This window comes from Planctomicrobium mucosum (assembly GCF_051466335.1).
In the GTDB taxonomy this organism is placed as follows: Bacteria; Planctomycetota; Planctomycetia; order Planctomycetales; family Planctomycetaceae; genus Planctomicrobium.
Window position 1 is genome coordinate 320,068 of the sequence record NZ_CP195793.1, and the last position, 14,203, is coordinate 334,270.

Consider the following 14,203-nt stretch of genomic DNA (forward strand, 5'->3'; position numbering starts at 1 on the left):
CCACCGTTATCGCAGCATGGCAATCGCTGATTTGATTGCGACGCTGACAGGGACTGGTCCCTTGAGAAAACAGGAGCAGTCTCCTGCTTCAGGAAGATCATGAATCGAATGAAAACGCACGCCACTCTGTTCGCCGTTGCGATTCTCGGTGCGTACTGCACTTCGACAATGGCCGACGATACACCCGATGTCAGCTTTCGGAATGACATTGCTCCGATTCTGCTGAACAAGTGTGCTGCCTGTCACGGCCCTAAGAAAGCCGAGGGAGGGTATCGCGTTGATACATTCGAAGAGTTGCTGAAAGCGGGTGACTCCGGAGAATCTCCGATTGCATCTTCACCCGAACACGTCAGCGAATTGCTGCGAAGAATCATCAGCGACGATGAGTCTGAAAGAATGCCAGCAGATGCAGATCCCCTGACATCCGTTGAGATCGATCTGGTCAAGCGTTGGCTTGCCGCTGGTGGGAAATTCGACGGCGAAGATTCGGCACAGCCGCTCACTCTGGTGATTCCTCCCCCACAGTACGCTGCGCCACCGGAATCCTATGTATATCCTCTCCCGGTGACCGCACTCATCTTTTCTCCTAATGGGAAGCAGATTATTACTGGCGGTTATCACGAAGTAACAATCTGGGACAGTCAGGAAACGAAGCTCGCTCGGAGAATTAGTAACCTGGGGCAACGGATTTTTGCGTTGGCCCTCTCCCCCGATGGAACGACGCTAGCTGTTGGTTGCGGAGAGCCGGGAAGAAATGGTGAAGTTCGTCTGATCAATCTCAGCAGTGGAATCGTCGATGGTGTCGTCGCACGTGTCAGCGATGTAGTCCTCGACCTCGCATTCCGCCCGGGCTCGAATGAGTTAGCAATTGCCTCTGCTGATGGCACAATCCGAATTGTGAATGTGGAATCGAAAGAACAACTTCAACTCATTACGAGTCACGCAGATTGGGTCACCTCGGTGGCGTGGAGCGATGATGGCTCGCGTCTAGCTTCGACCAGCCGAGACAAATCAGTGAAAGTCTACGACGGAACCACCAGAGAACTGATCTCGAGTTATCCCGGACACGGAGCAGCCACTCGCGGGGTCTCATTTCTACCGGATCACCAACACGTGGTTTCAGTTGGCAGCGACAACAAACTCCATCGCTGGTCAGTCGACGGAGCCACTAAAGTCACGGAAATCGGGCTTGGCGGTGAGGCATACAAACTAACGCGATCCGGAACGACACTACTCGTTCCCTGCGCGAACAAACGACTGCTGCAAATTGACCTCACCAAGAATGCGATTGCCAACGAATACAAAGGTCACAACGACAGCGTGCTGGCCGCATGCTTTCAACCGGTCCCCTCAGGTGCTGATTCTGTCCCGTACATCGCCAGTGGAGCGTTTGATGGCGAGATTCGTCTTTGGAACCCGACCGATGGGTTAACGGTTCGAAATTGGATTGCGAAACCATAGAACGCAATCTCCAGCATCGAAGATCTTCCGTGGCAGTATTCGAAGATCCCGAATAGATTCGCGAGCTTGACCATGCAATTCCAAGCCCCGTAACTGGCATCGTGACACCCGGTGGGGTCTGCGCATTCTGGGATCAGATTCACGTTCCAATTACAGTCCTGGCCACTCGTTTCCAGTGCGTCATGACGGTTTTTCCTGTGACCACAGAGTTGACTGAATCGCGGCGATCCATGCAGCTTCATGCTCTTGATTCAGAAACACCAGAGCGCACAACGGGGCCATCAAGGCTCACTCATTTCATCACTCGCCCCGATCAATTCCCTAGGGGTAATTTCCAGTTCCATTTCTTCGTCATCAATATTCTCTTTGCAACGCCCCCTTTTCACTGTGGATCCGGTGACAGCTATAAGTCGAGCTTCATGAATCATCCACAAGAATCTGGTTGGTATTGTCGTCTTCTGACTCACCGATGTTGTTCAAAGTCGGCGTAAAGAATAAACGCTTATGAGCTGGCTGGAACGATTTCTATCTGCAGAAAGACCTGTTCGGAACTCAACTTTAGATTCCAATCGTCCTACGTGCGCCCCACAGCAAAAGCAGCACGCCAAACAAGAGCAGGTTACCTAGAAACAGCTTCCATAACAGTTGTTGCCGATCCCCAGGTGCGGCATTTAACGGAATTTGTTTCTCATCATCTTGAGGAGAGGTGATGATTGCCGTTACTTCTGATTTCCCGCGTGCGTCGACTACCATTGAGCGTGGCTTCAGTTCGTCGTTAAAAACTCGCTCAACCTCGTTGTAGAATTCATCATTGGAATCCTCAGAGATCAGCGTGTGCTCGAACTTATTAACGAAATCGTTTCCCCCGAACTGCTCGGTGAAAGTTGCATGTTCTGCGAACTTGTGCGATGCCGATCCATCGATCGTGCCTGACGTCGCGATTCGGAACATCGGAGACATTCCTCCGTTTGCGGTAAACTGCGCATCACGGACAAGAAATGACGTATCTGGTTCGATGACAAGCGTCCACGTCCCTGGCATTTGCGGCACATAGAAGCCCTTCGCTATAGCAACAATGGACCCATCGTCGCGGACGTCAACACTGTCAACACTCAGGATGTGTGCGGCGAATCCACGCCCCAGAGCCCACTGAGGCATAGAAAGAAAGCGAAACAGCGACTGATCATCAGGTGTATAGATGTTCCGTAGGACCTGCGTTTCTCCATCCAATTTAGGATCACCTGAATCGTTATATTCGAGCCCAACGACGCGATGCATTCCTGAGATTTCGCCGCTGCGAATGTAGTACTCGAAAAGAGGAACACTTGTCTGGCCGCTTAGTTCTGGCTGACCTGGACCAGAGAGGCTGATGCGAGTGCCAGGGAGCCGTTCTCGAAACTCACGCTTGATTGCAATGAGTTTGTCATTCCGTGTGAATCTGACAAAATCTCTCCGGGAGACGCTGTCCGGTGCAAGCGGAGACGGTGGAATAACTTGATTCGTTTCGACGTAGATGTGGAGTAACAGCTGATCTGCTTGTCGTAATTCACCTAGAATGTCGATTGCACTATCCGCAGCGTATGCGAGTGGCAGTAGATTCAATCCAGGCGCCGTGAACGCCAACACAGCGACAAATGTGCAGAGATAGCGATAAGGTACCTGCATCACGAAGTCCTTCCAAATTACTAGCTAATCCAAACGATCTTGAAATTCATCGCTGAACGGAAGCCGCTAGAATTGAGATTCGGCTCTACTAAAGAATGCCCACAGCAGGATCGCTTTTTTTCCTCGCAGCAAATTCTTGATCTTGTCGCACAGTGCGTCAGTCAGTACTTGATGGCAACGATGAAACAACAACTCCTCCTTGAGATCAATTCTGTCTCAACCAGAAGTCCGATTCAAGCTAGACTGAATTTCCGCGATACCTAGGCGATGATGTCGTGAACCACGGACCCCGAGAGATCTGTCAGGCGATAGTCGCGACCTGCAAACCGGTAGGTTAATCGTTCATGTTCATAGCCCATCAGGTGCAACATCGTTGCATGTAGGTCATGAACTGAGACAGGGTTTTCGACGGCCTTGAAACCGAAGTCGTCAGTAGCACCGTAGATCGTCCCCCCCTTGACCCCACCGCCCGCCATCCAGAGTGAGAATCCCCAGTGGTTGTGGTCGCGACCTTGTGACGCTCCCGAACCATTCTGTCCCATTTCAACCGATGGAGTTCGTCCGAACTCACCGGTGCATAGAATCAACGTCTTGTCCAGCAGACCGCGTTGCTTCAGATCCTTGATCAGCGCAGCCAGTCCCTGATCGCACTCGCTGGCACATCGACGATGCTCATCCTCGATATTGGAATGACTGTCCCACGGCTGCATTGCACCATGCCATGTTTGCACAAACCGAACACCACGTTCAACCAGTCGCCGTGCGATCAGCAGTTGCCGGTTCTGCGGCCCTTCGCCGTACATCTTTTGAATGTGCTCTGGCTCCTGACTGATGTCAAAAGCATCTGTCGCTTCTATTTGCATGCGATATGCCATCTCGAACGACTCAATTCTTGCTTCCAGCGAAGCTTCGCCGGGACGCTGAGACAGGTGCCTCTGATTGAGGGCCTGCAAGAGCTGAAACTGCGACTGCTGCTGTTGCGAAGTCAGTCGCTCGTTGCGGATGTGCTCAATTAAGCGAGTCGGATCGGTTTGCGCCGTATCAACCAAAGTCCCCTGATAGACCCCTGGCAGAAAGGACGACCGCCAGTTTCCTGCTCCCGCCACAGGCAACCCACCGGGGCAGAGTACGATAAACCCGGGAAGGTTTTCGTTATCGCTCCCCATCCCCCAGTTCAGCCATGAACCGAAGCTCGGACGAACCAAGCGGGAGTGTCCCGTGTTCATGAGAAGCAGCATCATTTCATGACTGGGTAGCTCAGCATACATGGAGCGAACTACTGCCAAGTCGTCAGCGCACGTGGCAAGATTCGGCCAGATATCGCTGATTGGAATCCCGCTCTCACCATATTGTTTAAACGTGAATGGCGAGGGGAGTGCCACCCCCGTTTTACGTTCAGTCTGCAAGTTATCAAACGGCAGCATCTGCCCCGCTCGCTTGGTCAGCTCAGGCTTGGGGTCAAAGGTGTCGACCTGTGACATCCCCCCGTTTAGAAAAACATGAATGACGTGCTGCGCCTGACCCGGAAAATGAGTCCGAGAAGAGGCGAGTCCCTCACTGGCAAGCATGTTTGCCAAAGCAACAGAGCCGATTCCCAGCCCACAACGCCCCAGGAATTCACGTCGATTCGGTTGTAGAAATTGTTGCATGGGTGTCAGTCCAAAAAGATAAATTCGTTTGAAGCAAGCAATGCGTGAGCCAGTTGACTCCACGGATTCACAGTCGCAACGGTCCTCGATTCTTCCGGAGCACCAATATTCTCTGGCTCGTTGACAGCAGGTTGATTCGATTCAACGAAGCTGCCTGCGACCCGCAATTCTTCCGCGTCCGGATCGCGAGACAGCACTGACCGATAGATCCAGCGGATTCGTTCGTCGGCATCAATCGCTGCTGCCTGAGCGCGTTCGGCCAGCTTGACGGCCCGATCCTGAATAAAGGCAGAGTTCAATACGTACAATGCCTGTTGCGGAACATTCGTATCGGGCCGTTTGGCTGTACAGGTGATTGGGTTTGCCCCGTCAAAGGTGCTCGACAAACTCGATACGATATCGCGATTGATAAAGCCGTAAACACTTCTTCGAGGACTTACTGGTTCTTCGTTCAGCTCCACCGGTCGGCCTCCCTGCGTCAGGTCCAGTTCTCCTGAGACCGCCAACATGGAATCTCGCATCGCTTCCATCTCAAGACGTCGGCGAGGCATTCTCCACACAAGGTCATTGAGGGGATCCTTATTGCGACTGTCAGGGTTCTCAATCGCTCCCTGCTGATAGACGTCAGACAACATAATCCGCTTGTGAAGTTTCTTGATCGACCAGCCATCCTCAGCGAACGTCGACGCCAGATAGTCCAACAACTCAGGATGTGTCGGAGGTGTTCCTCGCGTCCCAAAATCGTCCGGTGTGCTCACCAGCCCTTGATTGAAGTGATTCTGCCAGATCCAATTCACGACAACGCGACGTGTTAACGGATTCTCGGGATCGACGATTGCTCGTGCGAGTCCGAGTCGCCGTTCGCCGTCACGGAATGGAGTTACATCCTGGCCGGACAGAGCTGTCAGGAACCGAGCCGGTACAGTCTCACCTCGGCTTAACGGATTTCCACGCAGAAACACTGCGAACGACGGTGGACTTTTCGATTCCTCAATCGCCATGGCACGAGGAGGAGACCCGGGCGAATTTAAATGCAGATCATGAATCGCCCCTCGGCGGCCACCAAGCGTATCGCTCACGGTTCGATTCAACATTTTCACAGCGACGTCATCAGGCATCGCCGTCGGAGTATCGGGTTGATAGAGATGTCGCCGAAGCTGTCGGGCAATGACGCTGTTAATCTCTGAGTGGCCAGGATCTTCATCGGGAAGAATCGTTCCGCCAACTGCCGCTTCCAGAGATGTCTCAAGTTGTGATTTCAGCCAACTCTGATGCAGATCCGCAAACAGCTTTCCGTAGGCTTCCGCCAGTTCGATCAAAGATTGCGGCTGCCTCTTTTCAATGGCGTCGATGACGCGAGGGTTCCAGGGGGGTGGTTGAATTCCCAGACTTTGTTCATTGATCTTACTCTCGCTGTTCGCTGCCTTCATGCTAGCAATCAGTTCGCCGCAACGGGTGGCGAATTCAGCCGTATCCACATTGAAGAGCTGAACCCACGGACCGAATACGGGATCATCAGCGGGCATCTTCGCCATGTAGTCTCGCCAGCGATTCAGCAACGGGGGACGAACGTCATCCGTCCGATAGGACAGAAACGCAGCCGACAGATCCTGTTCAGGAGTTCCTTTTGCCAGTTCGATCAGATACAGGCCAACCTGCATCCGGACTCGCGATCGCATTACCTCCGTTTGATCGCGTGCCATATCTTCATAGGCGACCTGTCGCTTGGCCAATTCCCGCTCGTAGGCATTGTACTGTTCGGTCGGTGACGGTGTGCCGATCAACGGGAGAAGATCAACCGAATGGCTACTGGCCAAGGTCGCATACATCGCATAGTAGTCCGTCGTCGGAATCGAATCAAATTTATGATCGTGGCAACGGGCACAAGCGACAGTCAGTCCCAAGAGACCACGGCTGACCACATCGATCTGGTCGTCGATCAGGTCGTGGACGCTGCGGTATTGCATCCCGACTGTTAAAAAGCCGAGTCCAGCCAAGGAAGGATCGTTCTCAGGAAGTCCCAATTGATCCGCCGCCAACTGCTCGACGATGAACTGGTTGTAGGGAACGTCCGCGTTCATGGATTTAATGACATAGTCACGATACGTGTACGAGAAGGGAAACTTTGTGAACCCGACGGCACTTCCACCATGCGTATCTGCATAGCGGGCGATGTCCAGCCAGTGTCGTCCCCAGCGTTCGCCGTACTGAGGTGCTTCCAGGAGCCGATCGATCACCTTTTCCAACGCATTCGGAGATGAGTCTTCAACAAATGCCTTGACCTCATCCCAACTTGGGGGCAACCCGATCAGGTCGAATGTCGCGCGACGAATCAATTTCTCTCGCGAAATACGGGGCGACAACTCAAGTCCCTGCGCTTCCAACTGAGCGACGATGAACCGGTCGATGTCAGTCGAAGCCGCGGATTTTGTCTTGGGGACAGAGGGTTTCTGGATCGGCTCAAATGCCCAGTGATCTTCAAAATTGGCCCCTTCGGCAATCCATTTGCGCAGGAGTTCAATTTCTGCCTCGGTAAGACTTTTGCCGTGCTCAGCAGGGGGCATGAGCAGATCGGGATCAGTCGAAGTAATTCGCTTAACTAATTCACTTTCGTCAGGCTTGTGGGCGACAATCGCCGACATCTTGCTGCTGGCTTCCTGATCCAGTCGCAATCCAGCCTCACGACGTTGCTCGTCCGGGCCGTGGCAATTCAGACAGTGCTCCGCGAGAAGCGGACGAATCTGCTTTCCAAAACTGACCTCTGCGGATGCGTTAGGAGTATACGTCCCCATACAGAAGATGATCGTCGCAGTCAGGCTAGCCTGCCGCATGGCCAGCTGAAACCTACCCCGGCCACGAACTCGTTCATTTCGTCGCAGATTCAAACGTCGACTCATTATACGTCTCTTCCTGTGATTGCAGTCCGCCCTTCACATTCTCGATTCGCCACTCCCTTCATTCAGACAATTCAAAGCCTCTGGAGCGGCACGCGGCACAGACACATCCAAGTATAATCATCTGATTTATAAATGAAAATGGCGGGTTTGGTTGTTCAGGTGATCATTTCTTAAATCCGAAAACCCGAGTCACGCACCTTTTTTGTATGAGGTAGTTTCACAACCCTTTGATGATGGTGTACAGGCAGGCTAAGTGGACGAAGCCTTCGAACAGTTTCGCGTAGTATTCCCAACGGGTGATCAAGCGGCGGCTGTTCTGGAGCCAGCTGAAGGTTCGCTCGATTCGATATCGTCGTTCGTAGCGTCTGAGCGAGCGGCCATCCTGCAGTCGAGGCCGAATCCGTTTTTCCCTATGCGGGCAAATCAGTTCGATGCCCCGGGATCGAAGATGTTCACGCAGCCAGTCCGCATCGGCAGCCTTGTCATAGAGCAGGCGACGGGGTTTGCCATGCGGAGGACACTGATCGATCAACGTTTCGATCGTGGTCACTTCGCTGTGGTTGGCAGCAGTGGTATAGGCCGCGAGTGGAGTCCCTTTCCCGTCAGTCATCAACAGGATGCGGGTTCCGTTTCCACGATGACAACGTCCCACGTCGTCGCCCCCTTTTTTGCCCGTGAAAACGAGCCATCCCCGATCGCTTCTTCCCAATCGATGCCGCGTCGCTGGAGAAGCTTGTTGAGCAAGCGATCCCACGCTGCCCGGAAGACTCTGTTACGTGTCCAGTCGCGATGCCGACGCCAACAGGTGGCAGGCGAGGGGTATCGTTCTGGTAAATCTTTCCAACGAGCTCCTGTCATCAGTACCCAGAGAACCCCCTCCAGGCACTCACGTGAAGAACGCCAAGGGCGTCCGCCACGCGGCCCGACAGGTGGATCTGGAAACAGGTCCGCGATCAGAAGCCATTGCGCATCAGAGAGAAAGGGTTTCGGGGCCGTCCTGGACCCTGTCTTGTTCGGCCGACGGCGTGTCGACAACTTGGACAGGGTGATGAGCATGAGGGTCTCCTTTCCCCATACTCATTGGCACATTCCTTGCCAATCCTGTTCAGTATTTCAGAGGTTGTGAAACTGGCTCATAGTAGAGGGGAGTTTTTTTTGAGATTCAGACATGCCTATTCCATTCGGAGGTGGACAACTGCAATGTTTGTGACCTCAGTCGCTGGTTTGTGCGTATATTGATAACGAGTGGAGTGGATGCAGATATTTAGATCGCCTTTTGCTCTGTTGAAAGAGCATTGACTTGCAGTGTTTGACCTAACGCCGCAGGGTGTAGGCCAGCACGCGGAGTCCCGCTTCCACGAACAGGCTCCGCTCATGGCGGGATGACAAGGTTGTTCCCGTCGTGCGTTTGTTTGCACTCATGTACGACTCCACCAGCCAGCGTCTACCATAACCTTTGTCTTTGAGGTTCTCTGCTGTCATCTCAGAACGATACATCCCGTTGAGCCCGCCGTCCGTGCGATGGACGGTAGGCTTGATCACGCTGTCCACCTGCCAGTCTTCCCGACAGAATCGATGGACCCGTTCGGCATCGTAGCCCGCATCAGCGAAGAGGGGCTTCGGCTGGGAACTGGTCGCTGCCTTGGCCAGCAACTCGGCGGCTTCCGCTTTGTCATTGCAAGACCCAAACTCACGGTCAAGCCGCTGGGAATGAGAGAGCAGGCCAGTACACACACTGAGAGCTTCACGTATTTCGTTCACTGTTTTCCGCTGCGAGCGTGTCTTGAGGGAATTCTCTGGGTGCCCCAGAGTGGCGCTCATTGGAAAGATTTACCTGAACGATATCCCAGCCCTGCAACCTGCTGGCGGCGTTTGAACGAATGGACGCAAGCCGGCATTTGGATCGCCGCCTGGCAGAAACTGCTCGGGCATCTCGACCAGTTTCGGAGGATCAACTGGGACGATGCGATCGCCGACGGCGCGTTTGCCGCCGCAAAAAAAGGGGCGCTGCCATCGGCAACACCAAGATAAGGGAAAGGGACCAAAATCATGCTGATGATGGACGGCGAGCGGGTGCCGCTCGCGGCGTTCACCACCTCGGCCAATCATGCCGAAGTAAATACGATTGAGACGCTGATCGAGAGTCGCAATCTGCCGCGGTGCCTGAGCGCCTGCTATATGACCGTGCTGCCGACGCCGACTGGCTGCGCGCCAGCTTGCAGCGCCCTAACATTGAACTGATCTGCCCGCATCGCCGAGGCCGGAAGAAAACTCCGGTGCAGGACGGCCGGGCCCTGCGGCGTTACGCCCGAGGCTACAAGATCGAACGCACCATCAGCTGGTTGCTGAACCTCAGGCAACTGGTCGTCCGCTATGAATACCACGATTACATCTTTGAAGACTTTCTACACTTAGGCTGCCTTTATACAATTTTGAAGAGATTTTGAATCCGCCTCTAACAGATCCATCCCCGAGAGCGTTTCGAAAAATGCGACGCAAAATCCAAAGGCGTATCGTGCTGGAATTAGCTGCAACGACTCGCAATTGCCGAAGACCCCAAAATGCAAAAACCCCGGTGTTACCGGGGTTTGCGTCGAATTGCGAAATCTTGCGAATTCGAAAAGTAGCGGTGGAGGGATTCGAACCCCCTCTCTCAAACATTGAGGAAATGCCAATTCCGGATTGCAGTGACGTAAAATCCGACGTAATTGAATTTCGCAGCGAAAAATTAGGCCCAGAACTGTCCGACGTCATCCAAGCATGGAGCACGCTACCTGATGCTATCAGAGCAGGCATTCTGGCGATGGTGCGATCAAATCAGTGAATTGAATGTTCAAACCAGATGGTCAGGCGTTGAAGTGACTCCTGCTCCCCCGCTATGGGGAAGGAACATTCATAGGAACGTAAAGCACCCCCGATCCCCCAAATTGTGGAGGTCGAGAAAATCAAAAGAGCGTTGCTTATTTCATCGGACCGAGTGCGACTTTTCAAATGCTGTTGCGGACTGCTTTCGGGGATGGATCTGTTAGACTGTCCCTTCAGCGGCCGACTGATGTCCCAAGGTTGCGGACTGCTTTCGGGGATGGATCTGTTAGACTTAGAAATGTTGGGGAATGCCGTCCCACCTGGTTGCGGACTGCTTTCGGGGATGGATCTGTTAGACTCAGATGTTTGCGAATCGCCCACGAAACTGTGTTGCGGACTGCTTTCGGGGATGGATCTGTTAGACTGACGATCAGTGGCACGGAAACGGTGAGCTTGTTGCGGACTGCTTTCGGGGATGGATCTGTTAGACTCGCATGCAAGCAGTCATTTGCTTCCGACAGGTTGCGGACTGCTTTCGGGGATGGATCTGTTAGACTCCAATGTGATGCCGTTGTAGAGCATGTCCGGTTGCGGACTGCTTTCGGGGATGGATCTGTTAGACTGAACGGGACGTGTTCACGTTTACCGGCACGTGTTGCGGACTGCTTTCGGGGATGGATCTGTTAGACTCCCGATGATATTGGTGCTTGTTCGATCAAGTTGCGGACTGCTTTCGGGGATGGATCTGTTAGACTGGGTGAAACTTGGTACGACGGTTTCCCCGAGTTGCGGACTGCTTTCGGGGATGGATCTGTTAGACTCGGCGGGAAGTTTGTACTCGGCGGCATCTTGTTGCGGACTGCTTTCGGGGATGGATCTGTTAGACTGCATCTCATCAGGCATCGCGTCTTGCACGCGTTGCGGACTGCTTTCGGGGATGGATCTGTTAGACTTCATTGGGATTAACACCCCCGACCCAGAATGTTGCGGACTGCTTTCGGGGATGGATCTGTTAGACTCACAGTGGAAATGGAGTTGGTAACAGAGTCGTTGCGGACTGCTTTCGGGGATGGATCTGTTAGACTAGGAGGCGGTGAAGGTGCAGGTGTCCCTTCGTTGCGGACTGCTTTCGGGGATGGATCTGTTAGACTCGGGGACACTTTAGACCAGCCGAACACTTCGTTGCGGACTGCTTTCGGGGATGGATCTGTTAGACTTTCAGCAAGTTTGGAACTGACGTTCGCTGAGTTGCGGACTGCTTTCGGGGATGGATCTGTTAGACTCATTTGCTGGCAAAGGTAGAGTCTCAGTAAGTTGCGGACTGCTTTCGGGGATGGATCTGTTAGACTTCAGACGCATCACTTCTTTGTCTTCAGTCAGTTGCGGACTGCTTTCGGGGATGGATCTGTTAGACTCTCACCGGTGGCGTTGTAGACTCGAAGAGTGTTGCGGACTGCTTTCGGGGATGGATCTGTTAGACTTATGGTCTCACGCATCCTGATGCCCAGTCTGTTGCGGACTGCTTTCGGGGATGGATCTGTTAGACTGGGAGCAACAATGCGACTCTCTGGCGGCACGTTGCGGACTGCTTTCGGGGATGGATCTGTTAGACTCATGGTGGATTGATCAAGACACCGGGCTTGGTTGCGGACTGCTTTCGGGGATGGATCTGTTAGACTTGACTGATCCGAAGGCTGTCAGTGAGTTGCGTTGCGGACTGCTTTCGGGGATGGATCTGTTAGACTCTTTGGGGCAATAATCCCGTTCCGCTTCCGGGTTGCGGACTGCTTTCGGGGATGGATCTGTTAGACTAAGGCTCGGTGAGATTGGTCTCAGTCTGCCGTTGCGGACTGCTTTCGGGGATGGATCTGTTAGACTGCTTCGCAGGCTTCTTTGCCGGTGCCTCTGGTTGCGGACTGCTTTCGGGGATGGATCTGTTAGACTAGATAGCCTCAATGACTTGTGCAGTACCTTGTTGCGGACTGCTTTCGGGGATGGATCTGTTAGACTCATTTGCTGGCAAAGGTAGAGTCTCGGTAAGTTGCGGACTGCTTTCGGGGATGGATCTGTTAGACTGGCATTCATCGTGATGTCGGAGATCGGCGGGTTGCGGACTGCTTTCGGGGATGGATCTGTTAGACTAATGTGTGTAGTTGTGCTTCGAAGCGGGATGTTGCGGACTGCTTTCGGGGATGGATCTGTTAGACTTCGAAAAGGTCTGGGAATTCGATGAAGGCAGTTGCGGACTGCTTTCGGGGATGGATCTGTTAGACTCGTTTAACGACGACAAGGACGTTGTGAACTGTTGCGGACTGCTTTCGGGGATGGATCTGTTAGACTCGTCGAGCAATCGCCCGGCGGCCTTCTTTCGTTGCGGACTGCTTTCGGGGATGGATCTGTTAGACTAGACATCCCGTAAGTTCAACAGGAATCGAGCGTTGCGGCCGACTCCTGTCTAAAAAAGTGAGAGTTGTTTCGGAGAATTGGTGCATGGCTGGCGTTTTTTTCCCCAATAGATTCGCATTCTCTCGTACTGACGATCGGTAACAGCGAGCAACCGAACCTCTCCATCGGGAGGCAGGTGGTGCTCCAGTCGTCGAAAATGGACGTCAGCCGCTTCTTCACTGATGCAGTGCCGTCCGTAAACCGAATATTGTACCTGTTGAAAGCCATCCTGAAGCAGAAACTTCCGGAATCTCGCATACTGTTTGCGAGCCAGTTTCGTGTCTGTCGGAAGGTCGAACATTGCGATTAACCACATGCTGCGATAGTTGCTGAGTTGCATCGGACGGGTACCTGCAGGACCTTGGTGTGCTTTTCCAATACGGAAACCAAAGAAATGACGTAACGCTGCATTGCAACAGACAGAGGACCCGCGACATCTCCTGTCCGAACTTCCTCTGTCAGCAGACTGAGCAGTTCAGCTTTAACGGCTGGAGTCATCTCAGTTTCTCCAGAGAACACCAGTCGCCGAACAGTCTCGTCGACAATAGGACGTAGTGGTTCGATCAGGTCATCGGCCAGGCAAAACGCATTGCTGCGATTTGAATGCTGAATTCCTAATGCAGAATTCAGTCCCGCCGAAACGATTGATCGAGCCAACGCGGCGCGAAGAATCGCATAGCCGTAGTTCAGCATTGCATTGATGCCACTGCCATCCGGATCGCGGCGAAACGGCTGGAGGTCCTTCGCTCCCTGAGGTGACTCCATGAGCCATGCGGACCAATAGAATCTGGCAGCCAACGCTTCTCGATTATCTGGATCGCCCGAACGGACCCGCGAAGCAAGTTGCTTGAGTCTGCGTTCGGTTGCTGAATCGCGAACAAGGTTTTCAGCCTGTGCAAGTATCTTGGCACGCACAACTTGCTGCCAGAGCCTCTTCTTCAACGGGACGGTCATCCCCACTTGCAAGCGTAATCGGGACACCAGTTCCGTGTGTTCGCCGACGGGAAGAAGCATTCCGCAGGGGAGATGATTCCGTCCACAGATGACCAAGACGGCATCTTGGTCAGCGAGTTCCACAAGAGCCGAATGTGTATAGGTCGTCTGTGGATGCTCAACAACTACTACGCCAAGGTCTTCACTGGGAAAACTCGCGATAACAACACCATCCCGCTTGAGCAACAACTGTCGGTTCAGTACGGAAAGGTGTGCAGGCTCCTGCGATATTTCGATAGTCCGCTTGATCATGATGGCGACTCGATATGTTAATCGACGCCTCCATGC

12 protein-coding genes, 1 pseudogene and 1 CRISPR repeat array are annotated in these 14,203 nt (G+C 53.3%); of the genes and pseudogenes, 5 read left to right on the forward strand and 8 right to left on the reverse strand.

Features of this window, described 5'->3' with window-relative positions; translation table 11 throughout:
• Positions 1 to 99 precede the first annotated feature (99 nt).
• Positions 100 to 1,461, forward strand: a complete 1,362-nt coding sequence (locus SH668x_RS01355) for a c-type cytochrome domain-containing protein (protein WP_437186904.1) — start codon at positions 100 to 102, stop codon at positions 1,459 to 1,461.
• A gap of 558 nt (positions 1,462 to 2,019) precedes the next feature.
• On the opposite strand, the gene SH668x_RS01360 is transcribed toward SH668x_RS01355, so the two are convergent.
• The 6 genes from SH668x_RS01360 to SH668x_RS01385 form a co-directional block, all read right to left on the reverse strand.
• A complete protein-coding gene (locus tag SH668x_RS01360) occupies positions 2,020 to 3,129 on the reverse strand; it encodes a hypothetical protein (RefSeq protein WP_437186905.1) in 1,110 nt (369 codons plus the stop codon).
• A gap of 257 nt (positions 3,130 to 3,386) precedes the next feature.
• On the reverse strand, positions 3,387 to 4,775 hold the full coding sequence (locus SH668x_RS01365; RefSeq protein WP_437186906.1) for a DUF1501 domain-containing protein: 1,389 nt from the start codon (positions 4,773 to 4,775) through the stop codon (positions 3,387 to 3,389).
• Between the two features lie 5 nt (positions 4,776 to 4,780).
• Positions 4,781 to 7,672 (reverse strand): PSD1 and planctomycete cytochrome C domain-containing protein, encoded by a 2,892-nt coding sequence (locus SH668x_RS01370; RefSeq protein WP_437186907.1) that lies wholly within the window; start codon positions 7,670 to 7,672, stop codon positions 4,781 to 4,783.
• A 217-nt stretch (positions 7,673 to 7,889) separates the two neighbouring features.
• Complete coding sequence (locus SH668x_RS01375) at positions 7,890 to 8,324, reverse strand: IS5 family transposase (protein ID WP_437186908.1); 435 nt, start codon at positions 8,322 to 8,324, stop codon at positions 7,890 to 7,892.
• On the reverse strand, positions 8,282 to 8,728 hold the full coding sequence (locus SH668x_RS01380; protein ID WP_437186909.1) for a transposase: 447 nt from the start codon (positions 8,726 to 8,728) through the stop codon (positions 8,282 to 8,284). Before SH668x_RS01380 ends, SH668x_RS01375 begins: the two co-directional genes overlap by 43 nt.
• A gap of 258 nt (positions 8,729 to 8,986) precedes the next feature.
• On the reverse strand, positions 8,987 to 9,493 hold the full coding sequence (locus SH668x_RS01385) for a transposase (protein ID WP_437186910.1): 507 nt from the start codon (positions 9,491 to 9,493) through the stop codon (positions 8,987 to 8,989).
• Here SH668x_RS01385 and SH668x_RS01390 point away from each other — a divergent pair.
• The 4 genes and pseudogenes from SH668x_RS01390 to SH668x_RS01405 form a co-directional block, all read left to right on the forward strand.
• A pseudogene (locus SH668x_RS01390) lies at positions 9,473 to 9,517 on the forward strand (hypothetical protein); the annotation flags it as partial. The gene SH668x_RS01385 and the pseudogene SH668x_RS01390 sit on opposite strands and share 21 nt — an antisense overlap.
• A 27-nt stretch (positions 9,518 to 9,544) precedes the next feature.
• On the forward strand, positions 9,545 to 9,703 hold the full coding sequence (locus tag SH668x_RS01395) for a hypothetical protein (RefSeq protein ID WP_437188603.1): 159 nt from the start codon (positions 9,545 to 9,547) through the stop codon (positions 9,701 to 9,703).
• Positions 9,704 to 9,721: 18 nt separating this feature from the next.
• Positions 9,722 to 9,913: a hypothetical protein gene (locus tag SH668x_RS01400; RefSeq protein ID WP_437186911.1), complete on the forward strand. Its 192-nt coding sequence runs from the start codon at positions 9,722 to 9,724 to the stop codon at positions 9,911 to 9,913.
• A gap of 35 nt (positions 9,914 to 9,948) precedes the next feature.
• Entirely contained in the window at positions 9,949 to 10,119 is a 171-nt protein-coding gene (locus tag SH668x_RS01405) for a hypothetical protein (protein ID WP_437186912.1), read from the forward strand.
• A gap of 549 nt (positions 10,120 to 10,668) precedes the next feature.
• Positions 10,669 to 12,883: direct repeats of the CRISPR family, unit length 36 nt; unit sequence GTTGCGGACTGCTTTCGGGGATGGATCTGTTAGACT.
• Positions 12,884 to 12,932: 49 nt separating this feature from the next.
• On the opposite strand, the gene cas2 is transcribed toward SH668x_RS01405, so the two are convergent.
• Complete coding sequence (cas2, locus tag SH668x_RS01410) at positions 12,933 to 13,262, reverse strand: CRISPR-associated endonuclease Cas2 (RefSeq protein WP_437186913.1); 330 nt, start codon at positions 13,260 to 13,262, stop codon at positions 12,933 to 12,935.
• Positions 13,229 to 14,167, reverse strand: coding sequence for a type II CRISPR-associated endonuclease Cas1 (gene cas1, locus SH668x_RS01415; RefSeq protein ID WP_437186914.1), 939 nt, complete (start codon positions 14,165 to 14,167; stop codon positions 13,229 to 13,231). Before cas1 ends, cas2 begins: the two co-directional genes overlap by 34 nt.
• Between the last annotated feature and the right edge of the window lie 36 nt (positions 14,168 to 14,203).

Bases quoted from the DNA above. Each gene is read 5' to 3' on its own strand.
- SH668x_RS01370 (WP_437186907.1), bottom strand. From the start codon at position 7,672: ATGAGTCGACGTTTGAATCTGCGACGAAATGAACGAGTTCGTGGCCGG.
- SH668x_RS01365 (WP_437186906.1), bottom strand. From the start codon at position 4,775: ATGCAACAATTTCTACAACCGAATCGACGTGAATTCCTGGGGCGTTGT.
- SH668x_RS01380 (WP_437186909.1), bottom strand. From the start codon at position 8,728: ATGCTCATCACCCTGTCCAAGTTGTCGACACGCCGTCGGCCGAACAAG.
- SH668x_RS01400 (WP_437186911.1), top strand. From the start codon at position 9,722: ATGCTGATGATGGACGGCGAGCGGGTGCCGCTCGCGGCGTTCACCACC.
- SH668x_RS01355 (WP_437186904.1), top strand. From the start codon at position 100: ATGAATCGAATGAAAACGCACGCCACTCTGTTCGCCGTTGCGATTCTC.
- cas1 (WP_437186914.1), bottom strand. From the start codon at position 14,167: ATGATCAAGCGGACTATCGAAATATCGCAGGAGCCTGCACACCTTTCC.
- cas2 (WP_437186913.1), bottom strand. From the start codon at position 13,262: ATGCAACTCAGCAACTATCGCAGCATGTGGTTAATCGCAATGTTCGAC.
- SH668x_RS01385 (WP_437186910.1), bottom strand. From the start codon at position 9,493: ATGAGCGCCACTCTGGGGCACCCAGAGAATTCCCTCAAGACACGCTCG.